The following is a 20,014-nucleotide window of genomic DNA, read 5'->3' as shown; positions in this document are numbered from 1 at the left end:
CCGTCATGAAAACTGCAACCCTGCGCCTGTACCAGACGCTCCATACCTGGGTCGGCCTGATGGCCGGCTGGGCCCTGTTTATCGCCTTCTTTGTCGGGGCGGTCACCGTGTTCCACCATGAGCTGCACGTGTGGCAGTCGCCGTCGCGGCTCAAGGGCAATACGCCAGTCGAGGCGAAGGCCGACCCGGCCGCCGTCGACCGCTTCATGCAGAAGCTGGTGACGATCCATCCGGAGGCCGCCGCCAGCGCCTACGTGATCATGCCGTCCGAGGGCGAGCCCAATACCTCGGCCTACTGGCAGGACAAGGCCGGCGAGTGGCGGATGACCACCGACGCGCGCCTAGCCGGCGACACCGCGATGCAGCGCGACACCTCGCGCGACCAGGTGATCGGCGAGCTGTCGGCCTTCCTGAACAGCCTGCACTACTCGCTCGGCATCCCGGTGGGCGGCATCTACTTCATGGGCGGGATCTCGGTGCTGTACGGGCTGGCGCTGGTGTCGGGCGTGCTGCTGCACCTGCCGCGCCTGAAGAAGGACCTGTTCGCGGTGCGCCCGGGGCGCAACCTGAAGCGCTTCTGGATGGACACGCACAATGTGCTGGGCCTGTTCAGCCTGCCCTTCCACCTTATCTTTGCCATCACAGGCGCGCTGTTCTGCCTGTCGCTGGTGCTGATGATGGTGTTCAACACGCTGACCTTCGGCGGCCGCCTGTTCGAGGTGGTGCCGCGCGCCACCACCGCGGTGCCGGAAGTCACGGCGGCCGGTCGCGCGGTGCCGACCATGCCGACCGAGGCGCTGGTGAAGATCGCCCGCGAGCACGGCGGCGAGCGCTTCACCCCCGAGTCGTTCCGCTTCCAGCGCTACGGCGACGCCAACGCCGTGGTCGAGGTGCGCGGCACCAGCACGCAGGCGCTGGGCAATCTGGGCTCGATCGGTATCCATGCTGCCAGCGGCGAACCCAATGCCGGCCAGCTGACCGCCAACCAGACCGCGGGCGCACGCGATGGCAACCACGGGCTGTACAGCGCGCTCTATGCACTGCATTTCGGCACCTTCGGCGAACTGCCGGTGCGGTTGGTCTACCTGCTGGCCGGGTTGGCCGGCGCGTTTCTGTTCTATTCGGGCAACCTGCTGTGGATCGAGTCGCGACGCAAGCTGCGCCAGGCCGAGCAGCCGCGCGTGCACCGCCTGCTGGCGCAGGCCACGGTAGGCGTCTGCATCGGCTGCTGCATCGGCGTGGCGCTGTGCTTCCCGGCGGCGCTGCTGTGGCCCGGGCGCGCGGTCAGCTACACGTACTTCACGGTGTTCGCCCTTGCCTGCGCGTGGGCGCTGCTGCGCCCGCCGGTGCGCGCCGCGGTCGAGCTGCTCTACGTAGCCGCGCTGGCCTCGCTGACGGTGCCGCTGTCGAATGCGATCCTGACCGGCGACCATCTGCTGCATTCGATCCCGAGCGGGCACTGGATCATCGCCGGCTTCGATCTCGGCGGGAGCGCGCTGGCGGCGGGATTTGTCGCGCTGGCACGGGCCACGCAGCGCCGGGCGCGCAGCGGCCCCGCGGAGTCGGTGTGGGCGCTGCCGCGCGCGGCACAGGCCACTCAGGCCGCCAAGGCGATGCCGAGGGCTGACACGCCCTGAGCGCACCAGCACCGCAATGCAAAACGGACGCCGCGGCGTCCGTTTTGTCTTTGGGGCGGCGGCAAGCCGGTCGCTGCCCTACACTACCTGAGCCCCACCACAGAGAGCCCGACTGCCATGGAACCGACCTTCCACCAGTTTTCCGAACTATTCGCCCAACTCGGCCTGCCGTCCGATGAGGCCAGCATCCGCAGCTTCATCGGCACGCACGCGCCGCTGCCCGACGATGTCGAGCTGGCCGAAGCGCCCTTCTGGACGCCCGCGCAGGCCGCGCTGCTGGAAGATGAGCTGCTCGACGACGCTGACTGGGCCGAAGTGGTCGACCAGCTTAACCTGGCGCTGCGGCAACCGACCTAGCTGGCAAGCTGCGTTTCCATCGCCTGGCGCAGGTCGGCGATCAGGTCGCGCGTGTCTTCCAGGCCGATATAGAGCCGCACCAGTTCGCCGGTGTCCTGCCAGCCGGCCGGCGGCCACGTGCCCGCGGGGCGCATGGTCGGCACGTGGTATGGCACCGCCAGGCTGTGGGCGCCGCCCCAGGACCAGCCGATCGCGAACAGCTGCAGCGCCTCGACAAAGGCATCCACCTGCTTGCGCGAGTAGCGTGCGCGCAGGATGATCGCGAATAGGCCGCTGGCGCCGGTGAAATCGCGCCGCCAGTGTGCATGGCCGGGGCACTCTGGCAGCGCGGGATGCAGTACGCGCGCCACCTCCGGCCGCTGGCACAGCCACTCGGCCACCTCGCGCGCGGCGCGATCATGGGCGGCGAGGCGCACCGGCATGCTCGGCAGCCCGCGCAGCACCAGGTGGCAGTCGTCGGCGGACACGCCCCACCCCATCAGCATGCGGGTGCGCCTGAGGCGATCATGCAGCGCGTCGTCGCACGTCAACACCGCGCCCATCAGCACGTCGCTGCCGCCGGACTGGTATTTAGTCAGCGCCTGCACCGAGATATCGATGCCCTTGTCGAACGGACGGAAATAGACGCCGCCAGACCAGGTATTGTCGATTGCGGTCAGCACGCCGCGCGCCCTGGCTGCAGCCACGATGGCAACGGTATCGGGCACTTCCATCGTCACCGAACCCGGCGACTCCAGCCAGATCAGGCGCGTGTTAGGGCGGATCAGCGCGGCGACGGCGGCAGCGTCCATCGGGTCGTAGTAGCGCACGCTCACGCCGAACTCGCGCGCCAGCCACTCGCCATGGTCGCGGTTGGGACCATAGACGTTATGTGGCACCAGCACATCGTCGCCGCTCTTGAGCAGCGCAAAGTACACCAGCGAGATCGCCGCCAGCCCGGATGGCTGCAGCAGCGTGTGGCGCGCGCCTTCGAGCAGCGCCAGGTGCTGGCACAGCGCCTCGCTGGTCGGGGTGGCGTGCAGGCCGTAGCGCCAGTACGTGGTGGCGCCGTCGCCCTGCGCGCGCAGCTCGGCCAGGTTGCGGAACACCACGGTCGAGCCGCGATGCGTGGCGGGAGAGAATGAGGCAAAGCCGGACGCGATCTCCAGCTCGGGCTGGACTGCGACGGTCTGCAGGTAATGGGGGCGGGACGCGGGCTTGTCGGATGGCGAATCGGACACGGCGGATTCCTTGCTGGTGCTTTCCGGCCGCGGCGCAATACCGCCAGGGCTTCGCGCGGGCCGGTCAGCAATGAGACGGGATGAGCCTTCGAGCTTACCAGCAAATGCCGGCCGCGCCACCGGCAATCGTGGCGACCCGCACCGCAAGCAGGGTTACCAGCCGGAAATCGAGGACTTCGGCGGCGGCGGCGCGTAGGTGACGCCGCTGTTGGGCGTCATGTCGAACGGGGGAATCACCAGCACGCCCAGCGGCCGGATAAAGAACGGCAGCACGATGGCCGGGTTGAAGGCATCGGTCCAGGTGCCGCGCACGACGCCGCTGGCGTCGATATTGCCCTCCCAGTTGCCCGACACGCGCGTGCCGTTGTCGGATTCTTCCATCAGGAAGGCACCGTTTTCCCACTCGCCGGCCAGCAGGCGGACACCAGCGCCGCGGCCGGTGTATTCACCGCGCACGCTGTCACGCTCGTCGGGCTTGGGGCCCAGGCGCAGCCGTACCGGCTGGTCGCCGACCTTGCCGACGTAGACCGGCAGCGATGAATATTCCGGACGGGGCGCCAACGGTTTGGGCGCCCCGGTGGACAATGAAGCGCCGCGCCGGGCTTCGCCATCGCGGATGGCCTGGTTGATGCCCAGGCCTTCCCCGCCGGCGGATGCAGTCCCAACGGGACCGGTCGACAACTCGTTGGCAGGCGCGGCCTGCGCCGCACCCGCCAGGGCGAGCACGGCAGCCAGGCCGAGCGTGCGCAAGTTCTTTGTCAGCAAAGCCAGGCGCAAGGCAAACCTCAGATCCGTTCGAAGATGGCGGCAATGCCCTGCCCGCCGCCGATGCACATCGTCACCAGCGCGTAGCGGCCCTGCACGCGTTGCAGCTCATGCAGCGCCTTCACCGTGATCAGCGCACCGGTGGCGCCGATCGGGTGCCCCAGCGAGATGCCCGAGCCGTTCGGGTTGACCTTGGCCGGATCCAGGCCAAGCGCCTTGGTCACCGCGCAGGCCTGCGCGGCAAAGGCCTCATTGGCTTCGATCACGTCCAGGTCCGACACCTGCAGGCCGGCACGCTCCAGCGCGATCTTCGTCGCCGGCACCGGGCCGATGCCCATGGTCTTGGGGTCGACGCCGGCATGGCCGTACGACACCAGGCGCGCCAGCGGCTTCAGGCCGCGGCGCTCGGCTTCGGCGCGCTCCATCATCACCACCGCGGCGGCGGCGTCGTTCAGGCCCGAGGCATTGCCGGCCGTGACCGTGCCGTTCTCCTTGACGAATACCGGACGGAGCTTGGTCATGTCGTCCATGGTGACGTCATGGCGTACGTGCTCGTCGGTGTCGAAGGTGACATCGCCCTTGCGGCCCTTGGTCACCACCGGGACGATCTGGTCCTTGAAGTAGCCGGCCTTGATCGCGGCCGAGGCGCGGCGGTGCGATTCCAGCGCGGCCTCGTCCTGCTGCGCGCGCGAGATGTCGTATTCCTTGGCGACGTTCTCGGCGGTCACGCCCATGTGGATGCGGTGGAAGGGATCGTGCAGCGCGCCCAGCATCATGTCGACCAGGCCGGCATCGCCCATGCGGGCGCCCCAGCGGGCTGCTGGCGCCAGGTACGGCGCGCGGCTCATGCTCTCGGCGCCGCCGCCGATGGCCACGTCGGTATCGCCCAGCAGGATCGACTGCGCGGCGCTGATGATGGCCTGCAGGCCCGAGCCGCACAGGCGGTTCACGGTCAGCGCCGGCGCGTTGGTCGACACCCCGCCGTTGACGGCCGCAACGCGGCCCAGGTACATGTCGCGGGGTTCGGTCTGGATCACGTTGCCGAACACCACGTGGCCGACGTCATCGCCCGACACCTGCGCGCGGGCCAGCGCCTCGCGCACGACCAGCGCGCCCATCTCCGCCGGCGCCACGTCCTTCAGGCTGCCGCCAAAGGTCCCGATCGCGGTACGGACACCGCTCACCACTACGACTTCACGCGTCATGACTGTCTCCAGGGGGTTATGTTGCGCCGCACAGTATAGCGGGACAGCGGAGGAATCGAACGACCGTACTTTTACCTAATCGGCTGCCTGTTTCAGACTTCGCCCCACAGGTCATGGCCGTCGGCCCCGGTGATCTTCACGTCGACAAATTCGCCGGCGCGGTATCGCCGCGAGGTGCGCTCCGGCGGCGCGATATAGACCAGGCCGTCGATCTCAGGTGCGTCAGCCGACGAGCGGCCGATGCCGCCGTCCTGGTTGACCTCGTCCACCAGCACGCGCAGGGTCTGGCCGACCTTGCGCTGCAGGCGGCGTGTCGACACTTCCTCGGCCACTTCCATGAAGCGCGCCCGGCGTTCCTCGCGCACCTCGTCGGGCAGCGCGCCCGGCAGGTCGTTGGCGGTGGCGCCCTCAACCGGAGAGTAGGCAAAGCAGCCGACGCGATCCAGCTCGGCCTCGGCAATAAAGTCGAGCAGCGTTTGGAACTCGGCCTCGGTCTCGCCCGGGAAGCCGGCGATAAAGGTGCTGCGGATGGTCAGCTCCGGGCAGATCTCGCGCCAGGCGCGGATCCGGTCCATGGTCTTCTCGGCATTGGCCGGGCGCTTCATGCGCTTGAGCACGTCCGGGTGTGCATGTTGCAGCGGCACGTCCAGGTAGGGCAGCACGTGGCCCTGCGACATCAGCGGGATGATCTCGTCGACGTGCGGGTACGGGTACACGTAGTGCAGGCGCACCCAGGCGCCGTACTGCGCCGCCAGTTCGCCCAGGGCCGCCACCAGTTCGGTCATGCGGGTCTTGAGCGGGCGGCCGTTCCAGAAGCCGGTGCGGTACTTGACGTCTACGCCGTAAGCGCTGGTGTCCTGCGAGATCACCAGTAGCTCCTTGACGCCGGCCTTGAACAGGTTCTCGGCCTCAAGCATGACCTCCGCCACCGGGCGCGACACCAGGTCGCCGCGCATCGACGGGATGATGCAGAACGAGCAGCGGTGGTTGCAGCCCTCGGAGATCTTCAGGTAGGCATAGTGCTTGGGCGTGAGCTTGATGCCGGCCGCGGGGACCAGGTCGGTAAACGGGTCGTGCGGCTTGGGCAGGTGCGTGTGCACCGCCTGCATCACCTCGCCCAGCGCGTGAGGGCCGGTCACGGCCAGCACCTTCGGGTGCACCGAAGACACGATGTCGTGACCCGCGGCATCCTTCTTGGCGCCCAGGCAACCGGTCACAATGACCTTGCCGTTCTCGGTCAGCGCCTCGCCGATGGCGTCCAGGCTCTCCTGCACAGCCTCGTCGATAAAGCCGCAGGTGTTGACCACGACCAGGTCGGCGCCGTCATAGGTGCCGCTGATGGCGTAACCCTCGGCGCGCAGCTGGGTGATGATCTGCTCGGAGTCAACCAGGGCCTTGGGGCAGCCAAGCGAAACGAATCCCACACGCGGACTATGGTCTTTCTGGGTCGTTGATTCTGAAGGGTTTTTCACAGTGCAATCCGAATGTGGGGCAAGCGGGCGGGACATGGCCGCCAGGATTTAAGCCAATCGGACATTTTAACCGCTCGCCATGATTTCTCGGCGCCTGACTCCACACATGGGGAGGCAGACGGCGACAACGCCGCATCATCCCCGCGCGGAAGCGGCGCCTGGCAGGCTTTCGAGTACACCCTGGATCTCGCGCGAGTCATGCATGCGCCGGATGGCCGCATGCAGCTCGGCGGCCTGCGGCCATGTCCGTTTGAGGTAGCTGAGCCACAATTTGACGCGCCCGTGCTCGTGGCAGGAGGCGATACGGGCATGGAGCTTCTTCAGGTAAGCGGCGATCTGGTGCAGCACGAGCCGCCACTCGTCCGCGGACGGCGTGCTGTCCATCAGTCCGCGGATGCGCAGTGCCAGGAAGGGATCCGACACAGCGCCCCGCCCGATCATCACGTCGGCACAGCCGCTGACGGCCAGACAGCGCTCCCAGTCGGCGACGGTCCAGACTTCCCCGTTGGCAATGACCGGTACCTCGACGGCAGCCGCAATGCGCGCGATCCACTCCCAGTGGGCCGGCGGCCGGTAGCCATGATCGCGCGTCCGGGCATGCACCACGATCGAGGCCGCGCCGCCCTCCGCCAGCGCGGAGGCACAGTCGAGCGCCAGCGACGTATCGGAGACGCCCAGCCGCATTTTTGCCGTCACGGCGATGTGTGCCGGCACCGCCGCGCGCACGGCCGCAACGATCCGGTTCAGCACTTCAGGGTTCGCCAGCAGCATGGCGCCGCCGCCGTGTCGGTTGACGACCTTTGCGGGACAGCCGAAGTTCAGGTCGATGCCGTGCGGCGACAGGGTCGCGGCATAGGCCGCATTGCGCGCCAGCCATTCCGGATCGCTGCCGAGCAACTGGATCACCATCGGCGTACCACTACGCGTATAGCCGCCGTCAAGAATTTCAGGGGTATCCCGCTCGTAGACACGCGCGGGAAGCAGCGAGCCCGTCACGCGGACGAATTCGGACACGCATCCGTCGTATCCGCCGGTGTCGGTCAGTACGTCGCGCAGGACATAGTCGGCAAGCCCCTCCATGGGGGCGAGGAATAGCCGGCTCATACTCAGGACTGCGCCAGGCAGCGTGCGTCGGCTTCGCGGGCGGGCAACGGGAAGTGACGGTGGATTCTGGAGGGCATCGGGATTCGCGCTTTGCAGGCGAGTCCGCTAGATGAGCCGCCAGTTCAGGAGGGCAGCATTTTACCTGCTTTGGGGCGTTGCGCCCCTGGTCGTACCGAGAAGTACAGCAAAGCACGCAGCAAAACCGGCGGGCCGGCCGGCCCGCCACTAACAACTCTTACTTCTTGTCCGGCTGGTTGAACGGGAAGGTCCCGAACATATTCTTTGCCTGGCTCTGCATCTGCTCCTGCATCTGCACGAACAGGTTCTTGCTCTGCTCGATGTAGTTGCTCATCATGCCCTGCATCATCGGGCCCTGCATGTTCATGAACTGCGACCACATGTCGGGGCTGAAGGCTTCGCCGGAGTACAGGCCCTTGGAGTTCTCGGCCAGCTTGTTCTGGATGTCGATGAAGGCCTGGATATTCTTTTCCAGGTAGGTGCCCATCATGCCCTGCATGGCATGGCCGTAGAAACGGATGATCTGCGACAGCATGGCGCTGGAGAACATCGGCACGCCGCCGGTCTCTTCTTCCAGGATGATCTGCAGCAATATGCTGCGGGTCAGTTCGTCCCCAGACTTGGCGTCGACGACCTTGAACTCCTCGGAGTCCATAACCAGCTGCTTGACGTCGGCCAGGGTGATATAGGTGCTGGTCTGGGTATCGTAGAGCCTGCGGTTGGGATACTTCTTGATCAGTCGCTCTGCGCCTTTTTTGGTCGTGGCCATCGGTGCTTTGTCCTTGTGTCGTCTGTTTGCGCGCTGCTGCACCGCATGGGGTGCAGTGCGCAAATCGGTACCGCCTGCGCCATCTGCTTATTGTCGTGCCGGCCTTTTTGCGGACTTTTTGTGGCCTGTTCGCGCATGGCTGCGCGTTGCGGCTCAAAACCTCGCCCCCGCGAGTGCTGCGCTGCACGACTATGGTGCTGGCTACGCCGCTGCCCTGATTCTATGCCCAACAAAGCACTAAGAAAAGCGACCGGGGTTAAGGAAAACCCGGTGAATCCGCGCAAGAACGGGCGAAAACCGCCCATGCGGAAACAATTCGCGGGCCATGGCGGCCCGCGATTCCGGCGGCGGAACGAAGCGTCCGCCGCCTTGTGCGCCGCGCTGGCTGCACCGCAAAACGGGGGCGCCGGTGCGCGGTGCCGGACTTGCCGGCAGGTCAGCCCATGTGCAGGCCGCCGTTGAGCGAGAAGTCGGCGCCGGTCGAGAAACCGGACTCGTCCGACGACAGCCAGGCGCAGATCGAAGCGATCTCTTCCGGCTCACCCAGGCGCTTGACCGGGATCGTGCCGACGATCTTGTCGAGCACGTCCTGGCGGATCGCCTTGACCATGTCGGTGGCGATATAGCCGGGCGACACGGTGTTGACGGTCACGCCCTTGGTTGCCACTTCCTGCGCCAGCGCCATGGTGAAGCCGTGCAGGCCGGCCTTGGCGGTGGAGTAGTTGGTCTGGCCGAACTGGCCCTTCTGCCCGTTCACCGACGAGATGTTGACAATGCGGCCCCAGCCGCGGTCAGCCATGCCGTCGATCACCTGCTTGGTGACGTTGAACAGCGAGGTCAGGTTGGTGTCGATCACCGCGTCCCAGTCGGCGCGGGTCATCTTGCGGAACACCACGTCGCGGGTGATGCCGGCATTATTGATCAGCACGTCGACCTCGCCGACCTCGGCCTTGACCTTGTCGAATGCCGTCTTGGTCGAGTCCCAGTCAGCCACGTTGCCTTCCGAGGCAACGAAGTCGAAGCCGAGCGCCTTTTGCTGCTCCAGCCACTTTTCACGGCGCGGCGAGTTGGGGCCGCAGCCGGCCACCACACGAAAGCCATCCTTGGCCAGCCGCTGGCAGATGGCGGTTCCGATACCACCCATGCCGCCGGTCACATACGCAATGCGCTGAGTCATGTCCACTCCTTGATTGGCTCTTCGTTATCGTCGCCGGGTCCGCGCCAACCGCGCGCGGGCCCGGAAAACCCCTTCCTTAGTTGCGCTCGACCGCCAGCGCCACGCCCATGCCGCCGCCGATGCACAGCGAGGCCAGGCCCTTCTTCGCGTCACGACGCTTCATCTCGTGCAGCAGCGTCACCAGGATACGGCAGCCCGACGCGCCGATCGGGTGGCCAATGGCAATGGCGCCGCCGTTCACGTTGACCTTGGAGGTATCCCAGCCCATCTGCTGGTGCACCGCCAGCGCCTGCGCGGCGAAGGCCTCGTTGATTTCCATCAGGTCCAGCTCCTGCGGCGTCCAGCCGGCGCGCGACAGGGCGCGCTTGGAAGCCGGCACCGGGCCCATGCCCATCACCTTGGGATCGACACCGGCGTTGGCGTAGCTCTTGATCGTCGCCAGCGGGGTCAGGCCCAGTTCCTTGGCCTTGGCAGCCGACATCACCACTACCGCGGCGGCGCCGTCGTTCAGGCCCGAGGCGTTGGCGGCGGTCACGGTGCCGGCCTTGTCGAAGGCGGGCCTGAGGCCGGACATGCTGTCCAGCGTGGCGCCCTGGCGCACGAACTCGTCGGTCTTGAAGGCCACCGGGTCGCCCTTGCGCTGCGGGATCAGCACCGGGACGATCTCTTCGTCGAACTTGCCGGCCTTCTGCGCGGCTTCGGCCTTGTTTTGCGAGCCGACCGCAAATTCATCCTGCGCCTCGCGCGTGATGCCGTATTCCTTGGCCACGTTCTCGGCGGTGATGCCCATGTGGTACTGGTTGTACACGTCCCACAGGCCGTCGACGATCATGGTGTCGACCAGCTTGGTGTCGCCCATGCGGAAGCCGTCGCGCGAGCCCGGCAGCACGTGCGGTGCCGCGCTCATGTTCTCCTGGCCACCGGCCACCACGATTTCGGCTTCGCCGGACATGATCGCGTTGGCGGCCAGCATCACGGCCTTCAGGCCCGAGCCACACACCTTGTTGATGGTCATGGCCGGTACCATCGCCGGCAGGCCGGCCTTGATCGAGGCCTGGCGCGCGGGGTTCTGGCCCGAGCCGGCGGTCAGCACCTGGCCCATGATGACTTCGCTGACCTGGTCGGGCTTGATGCCGGCGCGCTCCAGCGCGGCCTTGATGACGATGGCACCCAGTTCGGGCGCCGGGATCTTGGCCAGCGAGCCGCCAAATTTACCAACCGCGGTACGAGCCGCGGAAACGATGACTACGTCAGTCATGTCAAGTCCTCTCGATGGAAAATGGGGGAACCTGCAATCGTGCCGGCCGCGCCAGGGCGCACGCCGGCGATCGCGCAAGCCTCATGCCTTGGCTTTGACGTAACGCCCAGGCGCGGGTTCGATGGCGGGATAGCGCGCATTGCCAAACTCGGCAGGCGCCGCGCGCTTCGCGCCGGCATGGCCACCAAGCCATGCCATCCAGTCCGGCCACCAGCTGCCGTGATGCTCGGTGGCGCCGGCCAGCCACTGTTGCGGCGACTCCGGCAGCGCATCGTTGGTCCAGTGGCTGCGCTTGTTCTTGGCCGGCGGGTTGATCACGCCGGCGATATGCCCGGACGCGCCCAGCACGAAGCGCAGCTTGTTGTTCAGCAGCGCGGTCGAGGCATAAGCGGCGGTCCACGGCACGATATGGTCCTCGCGCGAACCGTAGACATAGGTCGGTACGTCGATGCTGCCCAGGTCGACGGGGGCGTCGCACACGGTCAGCTTGCCCGGCACCTTGAGCTCGTTCTGCAGGTAGGTGTGGCGCAGGTACCAGCAGTACCACGGCCCCGGCAGGTTGGTGGCGTCGCCGTTCCAGAACAGCAGGTCGAACGGCACCGGCGTGTTGCCCTTCAGGTAGTTGTCGACCACGTAGTTCCACACCAGGTCGTTGGGGCGCAGGAACGAGAACGTGTTGGCCAGCTCGATGCCGCGCAGCATCGAGCACGGCGCACCGGCGCCGCCGCCGATCGTGGCTTCGCGCAGCTGCACGTGGGCCTCGTCGACAAAGACGTCGAGGATGCCGGTATCGGCAAAGTCCAGCAGCGTGGTCAGCAGCGTCAGGCTGGCCGCCGGCTTCTGGCCGCGCGCGGCCATCACCGCCAGCGCGGTGGAGATGATGGTGCCGCCCACGCAGAAGCCGAGCACATTGACCTTGTCCTGGCCGCTGATGTCCTGCGCGACTTCAATGCCGCGGATCGCCGCGTGCTCGATGTAGTCGTCCCAGGTAGTCCCGGCCATGCTGGCGTCGGGGTTGCGCCACGACACCAGGAACACGGTATGCCCCTGCTCCACCGCATGCCGCACCAGCGAGCTTTCCGGCTGCAGGTCGAGGATGTAGTACTTGTTGATGCACGGCGGAACCAACAGCAGCGGCCGCGCATGGACCTTGTCGGTCAGCGGCTTGTACTGCAGCAGCTGGAAGTACTCGTTCTCATACACCACCGCGCCTTCGGTCACCGCGACATTGCGGCCGACCTCGAACGCGGTCTCGTCGGTCTGCGAGATCTTGCCGCGCGTCAGGTCTTCCAGCATGTTGCGCACGCCGGCGCGCAGCGATTCGCCGCCGGATTCGATCAGCAGGCGCTGCGCCTCGGGATTGGTGACCAGGAAGTTCGCCGGCGACATCGCATCGACCCACTGCGAGATCGCGAAGCGGATGCGCTGGCGCGTCTTGGCGTCGGCCTCGACGGCGTCGGCCAGCTCGGTCATGGCGCGCGCGTTGAGCAGGTAGAACGCCGCCGCGAAGCGGTATGGCACGCTGTTGCGCCACGCATCACCGGCAAAGCGCCGGTCGTGCAGCGGCCCCGCGGCTTCGGGCTTGCCCTCGGCCATGGCCTGCCACAGGACCGTGAAGTCCTTCATGTAGCGCTTCTGGATATCGGCCAGCTGCGCTGGCTCGATCTTGACGCCCGCCAGCGCGTCCAGGCCAGGAATGCCCGGAGCGGCCGCGTAGCCGTTGCCTTCAGTGCCCTGCCACTGGCGGGACCATTCCAGCCACGTGGCTGGATCGAATGGCCCCGGCGTGAACTTGAACGGTTGGGACTTGCCTTCCTGAGTGGAAGCTGCCGCACCTTTGCCGGTCGCCATGATGTAATTGTCTCTCTGCCGTCACTGTATGAACCGGCTCCGGGCTTCGCCCTGGCCGGCACTTTTGCATAGGGTGATGCTATCCGGATGGACCCGGCTTCGCCTTCCCCCGAACGGGGCTGGCTGCCGGCACATCGGCCCTGGAACCTGCGGAAGACGCCTGCCGCACACAATGACATCAAATGCGGTCGCGCTTTCCGCCCATCCCGATAGCGGCTCCCTTTTTGCCGACTGCCGCGGGCGCTCTAGCTGGGAGCACCATGCGGTATGCTTGCCGGCAAAAACCTGGGAATCATCAGCGATTCCGAAACATTTGAAGCCATTGTTGCCTTGCAACGTACGCAATGTCAATGCGGGAATCCGCCCCGCACCGAATGCGCTCGCCGACCTACCGGACGGTATGCCGCGCGCACATCTGCCAGGGCCGTCGAGCATAAGCGAGAAGGATGAAATTCTGATGTACATCGTGGCCATTGGCTGGCTCTACGTGGCGCTGATGATGGCGATCACCGAGCACAACGTGGTGGCGGGAATTGCCACCTTCCTGATGTATGGCATGGCGCCGGTGGCGCTGGTGCTCTACATCATGGGCACGCCGGGCCGGCGGCGGCGCAAGGCCGCTGCCGAGCGCGCGCAGGCCGCGGCAGGTGCAGCGGCCGAGGCCAGCGACTCCACGCCGCCACAAGCGGACGGCGCGGCCAAGGGCAAGGACGACTGAGAAAGGGCCCGGATCAGTCCGCGAGCCAGACCAGGCTCGCCATGCGGCCGGTCACGCCGTCGCGGCGGTACGAGTAGAAGCGTTCCGCATCGGCCACGGTGCAGGCGTCGCCGCCGTAGACGTCGGCACAGCCGGCACGCGCCAGCCGCGTGCGTGCGAGCGCATAGATGTCGGCCAGATATTTGCCGGGCGCTCCGGCGCGGAAAGCAGCCGCCACTGCGGCCTGTTCATTGGGGCGCGCCTGCGCGAGGAAGGCATCGCGCACTTCAGCCCCGACCTCGAAGGCATCCGGGCCGATAGCTGGCCCGAGCCAGGCCAGCCAGCGCGTATCACCGCTTCCTGCAGCGGCCTGCATGCGCGCCAGCGTGGCCTCGATCACGCCGTGGCACAGGCCGCGCCAGCCCGCGTGCGCGGCACCCACTACGATCCCCTGCGCATCGCACAGGAGCACGGGCAGGCAGTCCGCCGTCATCACGGCGCAGACGTGCCCCGGCGCTACCGCCAGGCTGGCATCGGCCTGCGGCACAGGATCGTCCGGCCCCGCGACATGGTCGACCGTCGCCACCGCGCAGCCATGGACCTGCTCGAGCCATTGGGGCATGGTCGGCAGTTGCGCGGCCAGCCGTTCGCGATTGCGGGCCACGTCGGCCGGATCGTCGCCGACATGGGTGCCGAGGTTGAGGCCGCCCGGAGCACCGCCGGCAAGGCCGTACGGCCCCTTGCTGACGCCGCCCTGGCGCGTGGTCGACAGCGCGCGCACGCGCGCCGGCGCGGGCCAGTCAGGAACCCGCCAGGCGGGATCAGGCGCGCTCATCGTCTTCGTCGTCACTGTCGTCATCCTCGCCGGCGCCACCGCCAGCATATTCCCAGTGGGCCTCGCCGCCTTCCCATACCTCGTCCCAGGCTTCGTCCTCATCCTCCGCCTGCGCGCTTTCAAAGTCCAACGCGTCGATCAGCGCCTGCAGGTCGTCGGGCGGCTGCGCCGTCCACGACATGTGCCGGCCGGTGGCCGGATGCACCAGGCCGAGCTTGTACGCATGCAACGCCTGGCGCTCGTAGGGCACCGGCAGCGGCACGCGGATCGCCGGGCGCTGGCCGCGCTGCGTGGCGCGGAAGTAGACCGGGTCACCCACCAGCGGATGGCCGATCGATTCGAAGTGCACGCGGATCTGGTGCGTGCGCCCGGTCTCGAGCTTGCACATCACCATCGACACGAAACCGCGCCCCAGCGGCACCGTGGCCAGCGTGCGGAAATGCGTGCGCGAGGGCTTGCCGCTGGCGGTATGCACGATCGCCATCCGCGTGCGCTCGCGTGGGTCGCGCCCGATCGGCGCGTCGATGGTGCCTTCGTCATAGGTGCGGCCCCACACCAGCGCGATATACGTGCGCTTGACCGTGCGCGCCTGCAGCTGGCGCACCAGGTCGGTCTGCGCGGTCAGCGAGCGCGCCACCACCATCAGGCCGGAAGTCTCCTTGTCGAGCCGGTGCACGATGCCCGCGCGCGGCAGCGCCGTGGCGGCGGGGTCGCGGTGCAGCAGCCCGTTGAGCACGGTGCCGCTCCAGTTGCCGGCGGCGGGATGCACCACCAGCCCGGCGGGCTTGTTGATCACCAGCAGCGTGTCGTCTTCATAGACCACGTCCAGCGGCACGTCTTCGGGCGCAAAGGCCGACGATTCCGGCGCGGCCTGCGGCCGCACCTCGATGCGGTTGCCCATCTGCACCGCATCGCGCGGCCGGCGCACCTGGCCGTCGACGCGCACGGCGCCGCTTTCGATCCACTGCTGCAGGCGGCTGCGCGAAAACTCGCTGAAGTGACGCGCCAGCAATTTATCGAGCCGCTCGCCATGCGCGGCACTGTCCACCTCCAGCGACAGGGTCACGCCCGCTTCGGCGCCAGGCGCGGCACCCGCCGGCGCGCCTTCGGAGAGGTCTTCGAATTCCTCGGAATCGGCCAGGGACGCGGCGGCGCGCACCCTTTCCGGGGGGAGTCCTCCCACGCCATCTGCCGGGTCGGCTTGGGGCTGGGGGCTTGGGCTATAATGCTTGACGCTATTTTTCTTCATCCGGGATACGATTGCCCATGCAATTGCAGAGCATGAAACGCGCGCGCTGGCGCACGACAATTGGAGCGGTTCTGCTCGCAGGCGGCTGCGTCATGCTGTCAGCATGCGGCCTGCTAGCTGACCAGCCCGACGAAACCGCTGGCTGGTCGGCCAACAAATTATATTCGGAAGCCAAGGACGCACTGGATGGCGGCGACTACACGCGCGCCGTCAAGCTGTATGAAAAGCTCGAGGGCCGCTATCCGTTCGGCCGCTACGCGCAGCAGGCACAGATTGATACCGCCTACGCCAACTACAAGGACGGCGAGACCGCGGCGGCGTTGGCAGCCATCGACCGCTTTATCCAGCTGCACCCGAACCACCCCAATATCGATTACGCCTACTACCTGAAGGGCCTGATCAACTTCAACGACAACCTGGGCTGGCTGGGCCGCTTCTCCGGCCAGGACCTGAGTGAGCGCGACCCCAAGGCCGCGCGTGCCGCCTACGACGCGTTCAACACGCTGATCACGAAATACCCGGACAGCAAGTACACGCCTGACGCCACGCTGCGCATGCAGTACATCGTCAACTCGCTGGCCCAGCACGAGGTTCATGCCGCGCGTTACTACTACAAGCGCGGTGCCTACCTGGCTGCGGTCAACCGCGCCCAGCAGTCGCTCAAGGAATACGACGGTGCACCGGCCAACGAAGAAGCGCTGTACATCATGATCCGCTCGTATGACGCGATGGGCATGAAAGACCTGCGCGACGATACCGCCCGCGTGATGGAGCACAATTTCCCCAACAGCGACTTCATCAAGTATGGCGAGCGCCGCAAGGACAAGTCCTGGTGGGAAGTCTTCTGAGGCTTGCCGGCCAGTGGCCATGAAAAAACGGGACGTGTCGCAAGACCGTCCCGTTTTTGTTTGTGACTCGCCCTCAGGACGCCAAAGCCGTCATTCCTCTGGCGCGTCCTCGCCGCCGGTTTCAGTCTCGGCACCGGCCCGGGCCGTCTCCGCCCCGCGCAACGATTCCAGGAAACGCACCACCGTCGCCGCTTCGCGCGTGCGCGTGAACGGCGGCAGGCTCTGCCAGATCTGGCGGCCATAAGGCTTTTCCACCAGCCGCGTATCGAAGATAGCCAGTACGCCGCGATCGGACTCGGAGCGGATCAGCCGCCCCGCGCCCTGCTTGAGCGTGATCACCGCGTGCGGCAGCTGGTGCACGGCGAACGGGCTCAGGCCCTTCTTCTGCAGCACTTCCATGCGCGCGGCCAGCACCGGGTCGTCAGGCGGCGCGAACGGCAGCTTGTCGATGATCACCAGCGACAATGCCTCGCCGCGCACGTCCACGCCCTCCCAGAAGCTCTGGCTGCCGACCAGCACGGCATTGCCCAGCTCGCGGAAGCGATCCAGCAGTTCAGTGCGGCTGGCCTGGCCCTGCACCAGCAGCGGCAGGTTCAGGCCGCGCTCGGCAAAGGCGTCGTAGAGCAAGTCCGACGCGCGCTGCACCGCGCGCAGCGTCGTGCACAGCAGGAAGGTGCGCCCGCCGGCGGCCTCGATCAGCGGCAGCGCGGCCTGCACCACTGCATCGGTGAACTGCGGCGATTGCGGCGGCGGCATGTCGCGCGGCACGTACAGCAGGCCCTGCTTCGCATAGTCGAAGGGGCTGGGCAGCGTCAGCGAGCGGTCCTTGTCGAGCCCGAGCTGCGCGGCGTAGTGGGTGAAATTGCCCTTCACCGACAGCGTGGCCGAGGTAAAGACCCATGCGCGCGGCTGGCCGTCGCGCTGGCGCGTGAAGATCGGCGCGATCGACAGCGGCGTGCGGTGCAGCTGCACGGTATGCGAGAACACCTCGACCCAGCGCACCGTCTCGGGTCCGGCGGGGACCGCAGGGACTGCCGCGGCCTCACCCTCCCCCTCGGCCGCTTGCGGTGCCGGGGCGGCCGCGGCTTCGCTGCGCCACGCAGCGAGTTTGTTGGCCAGTTCCAGCGCACGGCGGTGGCATTGCTGCAGCGACTCGGCGCGCTCGGCCTGGCTCTCCAGCATCTCGACGAAGTCTGACAGCGCCTCGTCCAGCGCATCCAGCGTTTCGTTGAAGGGCTCGGCGATGCGGCGGTCGGCCTCGATCTGGCCCAGCGCCAGGCGTGCATTGTCCTTGTTGAAGGCAAGGCGCAGGTCGCGTGCGGCGCGTTCCAGCGGCGCGCCAAGCTGTACCCAATCCACCGCATCGCGCGCATGCGACAGGCCCTCGGCCACGGTATCGCGCGCAAGCTCGAGCAGCTGGCTGGTCGACAGCGTCTCGCCGAAGAACAGCGTGGCGGTCTCGGGCAGCTGGTGGGCTTCATCGAAGATCACGGTGTTGGCCGCCGGCAGCAGTTCCGCCATGCCGGTATCGCGCAGCACCACGTCGGCAAAGAACAGGTGGTGGTTGACCACCACCACGTCGGCCTGCTGCGCTTCCTTGCGCGCGCGCATCACGAAGCAGTCCTTGTAAAACGGGCATTCCGAGCCCAGGCAGTTGTCGCGCGTGGACGTCACCATCTGCCAGACCGGCGCGTTCTCCGGCACCGACGCCAGCTCGGCCTTGTCGCCGGTCGAGGTTTCCTTGACGAAGCGGCCGATATCCCGCAGCCACGCCGCATCCTGGCGCGACGCCAGGCGTCCGTTGGCCTGCGCGCGTTCCAGGTGGTAGTGGCAGACGTAGTTGGCGCGGCCCTTGAGCAGCGCCACCGACACCGGCACATTCAGCGCATGGCGCACCGTGGGGATGTCGCGCAGGAACAGCTGGTCCTGCAGGTTCTTGGTGCCGGTGGAGAGGATCACCTTGCCGCCCCACAGCATTGCCGGCACCAGGTAGGCGTAGGTCTTGCCGGTGCCGGTGCCGGCCTCGACGATCACGGTGTCGTTCTCCGCGATCGCGCCGGCGACGGCCTCGGCCATCTTGTGCTGCGAGGCGCGCGGGCGGTAGCCGGGGATGGCCTGCGCCAGCGTGCCGGTGTCGGCAAAGATGGTGGCAAGCTCGGCGCCGCGGCTGGCAGTGGCATCGGCGGGCGCGGCGTGTGCGGGCGCCTCCGCGCCGGTCACTTCGGCGGCATCGGACAGCTCAGGGGAATCGGGAAGGTCGGACAAGGCTTGGGGGGAATTATGTAGGCCGCCGGACCAGGCCGGCGGCGGTCGGTACGGCGAGCGCGGCGCGCTCAGGCCGGCACGTCGGGTTCGAGCTGCAGCTGCAGCAGCGTGATGGCGTCCTTCAGCTTGAGCCGGCGCTTCTTCAGCCGGCGCAGCTGCAGTTCGTCATGGACTGCGTCGCTGGCCAGCCGGTCGATCAGGAAGTCTAGGTCGCGGTGCTCGATCTGCAATTCCATGATGCGCCGCTCGAGGGTGTTCAGGTTGCTGTCCATATGCGCCTCCGGTGCGCCGTCACGTACCGCCGCCTCAGAAGCCGAACGGGCGCGGTGCCGACGCCGGGCTCTGCTGCTCCTTCGCCTTGGCGCGACGCTCTTCCAGCTCCTTCTGGCGCTGTTCCAGCTCGCGCTGCTTGGCCTCGTACGCCTTGACGTTCTCCTGGCGCTGCTGGGCCTGCTCGGCGCCCTTCTGCTGCGCCTCTTTCATGCGGGCGTCGAAGTCGGACTGCTTTTGCTGGTATGCCTGCGCATTGGCGGCACGCTGCGGCGCTTCGCCCTGGCGTTGCGCATCGCGCAGTTGCTGCTCCTGCTGCTTCTTATCGAAGGCCTGGCGGCTGGACTGCTCGCTGGCGGCGCGCTTCGGCTGGCTGGCCTCGAACTCGGCACGGCGCAGCGCCTGTTCCCGGTCGCGCTCGGCGGCGCGGTGCGCGCGCTCGGCCTCGCCCACTTCCAGCTCGCGCGTGCGCAGCACGTGCAGCTCCCCACGCTGGATTTCCTTGGCCTGGTCGATGCAGCGGGTGACGAAGAACTTGCTGTAGCACTCGCGCTCGGCGGCGGCAAAGCGGTAGTTGGTCCAGGCGCGTGAATCGCCGATGGCCTTGCGTTCGGCGGCGAAGTCGCGGGCGCCGGCGGCGGCGGGCGCAGCGGCCGGGGTCGAGGCCTGCGCAAGCGCCCCGCTTGCCGGCATCAGCGCGGCGCAGGCGGCCACGACCAGCGCGGGCAAGGCGATACGGCCGGCACGGGACGGGAAGGTTCGGGCGAGTGTGGGCATGGCCAGGATGGCCGCCTCGGAGGCGGCCGGCGATGTGGCCTTGGCGGCGGCCGGACGGGGCTTGACGATCATGACGGGATTCTAACATCCGGGCCACGTGCCGGCCTGCCTCCGCGGCCACCTCGGGCCACTGCGCGGGGACATTGCGGGGCACATCGGCGTGCGGGCCGCGCGCGCTCCGGCGCGGATCGCACGTGCGGGCGACGCCGCGCGGCGTCGTCCGCCGCACCTGCATGCCGC

General features: G+C 67.5%; 18 protein-coding genes. 4 read left to right on the top strand and 14 right to left on the bottom strand.

Annotation, left to right across the window (positions count from 1 at the left end):
* Window positions 1–5 precede the first annotated feature (5 nt).
* The gene (locus K307_RS32775; RefSeq protein WP_042885124.1) at window positions 6–1,637 is read left to right on the top strand and encodes a PepSY-associated TM helix domain-containing protein; all 1,632 of its coding nucleotides are present in this window, start codon (window positions 6–8) and stop codon (window positions 1,635–1,637) included.
* 117 nt (window positions 1,638–1,754) lie between these two features.
* Window positions 1,755–1,994: a DUF2789 domain-containing protein gene (locus K307_RS32770; protein WP_042885122.1), complete on the top strand. Its 240-nt coding sequence runs from the start codon at window positions 1,755–1,757 to the stop codon at window positions 1,992–1,994.
* On the opposite strand, the gene K307_RS32765 is transcribed toward K307_RS32770, so the two are convergent.
* From K307_RS32765 to phaC, 9 genes are all read right to left on the bottom strand, one after another.
* Entirely contained in the window at window positions 1,991–3,214 is a 1,224-nt protein-coding gene (locus K307_RS32765) for a cystathionine beta-lyase (protein WP_042885121.1), read from the bottom strand. The two genes, K307_RS32770 and K307_RS32765, sit on opposite strands and share 4 nt — an antisense overlap.
* Before the next feature lie 153 nt (window positions 3,215–3,367).
* Entirely contained in the window at window positions 3,368–3,991 is a 624-nt protein-coding gene (locus K307_RS32760) for a hypothetical protein (RefSeq protein WP_042885120.1), read from the bottom strand.
* A gap of 8 nt (window positions 3,992–3,999) precedes the next feature.
* Window positions 4,000–5,184 (bottom strand): beta-ketothiolase BktB, encoded by a 1,185-nt coding sequence (gene bktB, locus K307_RS32755; protein WP_042885119.1) that lies wholly within the window; start codon window positions 5,182–5,184, stop codon window positions 4,000–4,002.
* A 92-nt stretch (window positions 5,185–5,276) separates the two neighbouring features.
* Window positions 5,277–6,656, bottom strand: a complete 1,380-nt coding sequence (rimO, locus tag K307_RS32750) for a 30S ribosomal protein S12 methylthiotransferase RimO (protein ID WP_042885118.1) — start codon at window positions 6,654–6,656, stop codon at window positions 5,277–5,279.
* A 135-nt stretch (window positions 6,657–6,791) separates the two neighbouring features.
* Window positions 6,792–7,760 (bottom strand): tRNA dihydrouridine synthase, encoded by a 969-nt coding sequence (locus K307_RS32745; RefSeq protein WP_080745291.1) that lies wholly within the window; start codon window positions 7,758–7,760, stop codon window positions 6,792–6,794.
* Between the two features lie 235 nt (window positions 7,761–7,995).
* Window positions 7,996–8,547 (bottom strand): polyhydroxyalkanoate synthesis repressor PhaR, encoded by a 552-nt coding sequence (gene phaR, locus K307_RS32740; RefSeq protein ID WP_022534503.1) that lies wholly within the window; start codon window positions 8,545–8,547, stop codon window positions 7,996–7,998.
* Between the two features lie 436 nt (window positions 8,548–8,983).
* Window positions 8,984–9,724: a 3-ketoacyl-ACP reductase gene (locus tag K307_RS32735; protein ID WP_042885115.1), complete on the bottom strand. Its 741-nt coding sequence runs from the start codon at window positions 9,722–9,724 to the stop codon at window positions 8,984–8,986.
* Window positions 9,725–9,800: 76 nt separating this feature from the next.
* A complete protein-coding gene (locus K307_RS32730) occupies window positions 9,801–10,982 on the bottom strand; it encodes an acetyl-CoA C-acetyltransferase (protein ID WP_042885114.1) in 1,182 nt (393 codons plus the stop codon).
* Between the two features lie 81 nt (window positions 10,983–11,063).
* Window positions 11,064–12,833, bottom strand: a complete 1,770-nt coding sequence (gene phaC / locus K307_RS32725; protein ID WP_042885113.1) for a class I poly(R)-hydroxyalkanoic acid synthase — start codon at window positions 12,831–12,833, stop codon at window positions 11,064–11,066.
* A 457-nt stretch (window positions 12,834–13,290) separates the two neighbouring features.
* Here phaC and K307_RS32720 point away from each other — a divergent pair, with 457 nt between their 5' ends.
* Window positions 13,291–13,551, top strand: coding sequence for a hypothetical protein (locus K307_RS32720; protein ID WP_042885112.1), 261 nt, complete (start codon window positions 13,291–13,293; stop codon window positions 13,549–13,551).
* Between the two features lie 13 nt (window positions 13,552–13,564).
* Here the strand turns inward: K307_RS32720 and pgeF are convergent, their stop codons facing one another.
* Entirely contained in the window at window positions 13,565–14,365 is an 801-nt protein-coding gene (pgeF, locus tag K307_RS32715) for a peptidoglycan editing factor PgeF (protein ID WP_042885111.1), read from the bottom strand.
* A complete protein-coding gene (locus tag K307_RS32710) occupies window positions 14,352–15,614 on the bottom strand; it encodes an RluA family pseudouridine synthase (protein WP_042885110.1) in 1,263 nt (420 codons plus the stop codon). The genes pgeF and K307_RS32710 overlap by 14 nt, the downstream gene beginning before the upstream one ends.
* A gap of 17 nt (window positions 15,615–15,631) precedes the next feature.
* Between K307_RS32710 and K307_RS32705 the strand changes: the two genes are divergently transcribed.
* Window positions 15,632–16,462 carry an outer membrane protein assembly factor BamD gene (locus tag K307_RS32705; RefSeq protein WP_042885109.1) on the top strand — a complete coding sequence of 277 codons (831 nt, stop codon included), beginning with the start codon at window positions 15,632–15,634 and terminating at the stop codon, window positions 16,460–16,462.
* Window positions 16,463–16,552: 90 nt separating this feature from the next.
* On the opposite strand, the gene K307_RS32700 is transcribed toward K307_RS32705, so the two are convergent.
* The 3 genes from K307_RS32700 to K307_RS32690 all read right to left on the bottom strand — a co-directional run bounded on the left by K307_RS32700 (window position 16,553) and on the right by K307_RS32690 (window position 19,846).
* Window positions 16,553–18,727, bottom strand: coding sequence for an ATP-dependent DNA helicase (locus K307_RS32700; protein ID WP_042885108.1), 2,175 nt, complete (start codon window positions 18,725–18,727; stop codon window positions 16,553–16,555).
* A gap of 68 nt (window positions 18,728–18,795) precedes the next feature.
* Window positions 18,796–18,999 carry a DUF465 domain-containing protein gene (locus tag K307_RS32695; RefSeq protein WP_013956445.1) on the bottom strand — a complete coding sequence of 68 codons (204 nt, stop codon included), beginning with the start codon at window positions 18,997–18,999 and terminating at the stop codon, window positions 18,796–18,798.
* A 34-nt stretch (window positions 19,000–19,033) separates the two neighbouring features.
* Window positions 19,034–19,846 (bottom strand): hypothetical protein, encoded by an 813-nt coding sequence (locus K307_RS32690; protein ID WP_042885105.1) that lies wholly within the window; start codon window positions 19,844–19,846, stop codon window positions 19,034–19,036.
* Window positions 19,847–20,014 lie beyond the last annotated feature (168 nt).

This window comes from Cupriavidus necator A5-1 (genome assembly GCF_000744095.1).
Taxonomy (GTDB): Bacteria; Pseudomonadota; Gammaproteobacteria; order Burkholderiales; family Burkholderiaceae; genus Cupriavidus; species Cupriavidus necator_A.
Note: the sequence above shows the minus strand (reverse complement) of the source record. Positions and strands in the feature narration are given on the sequence as shown.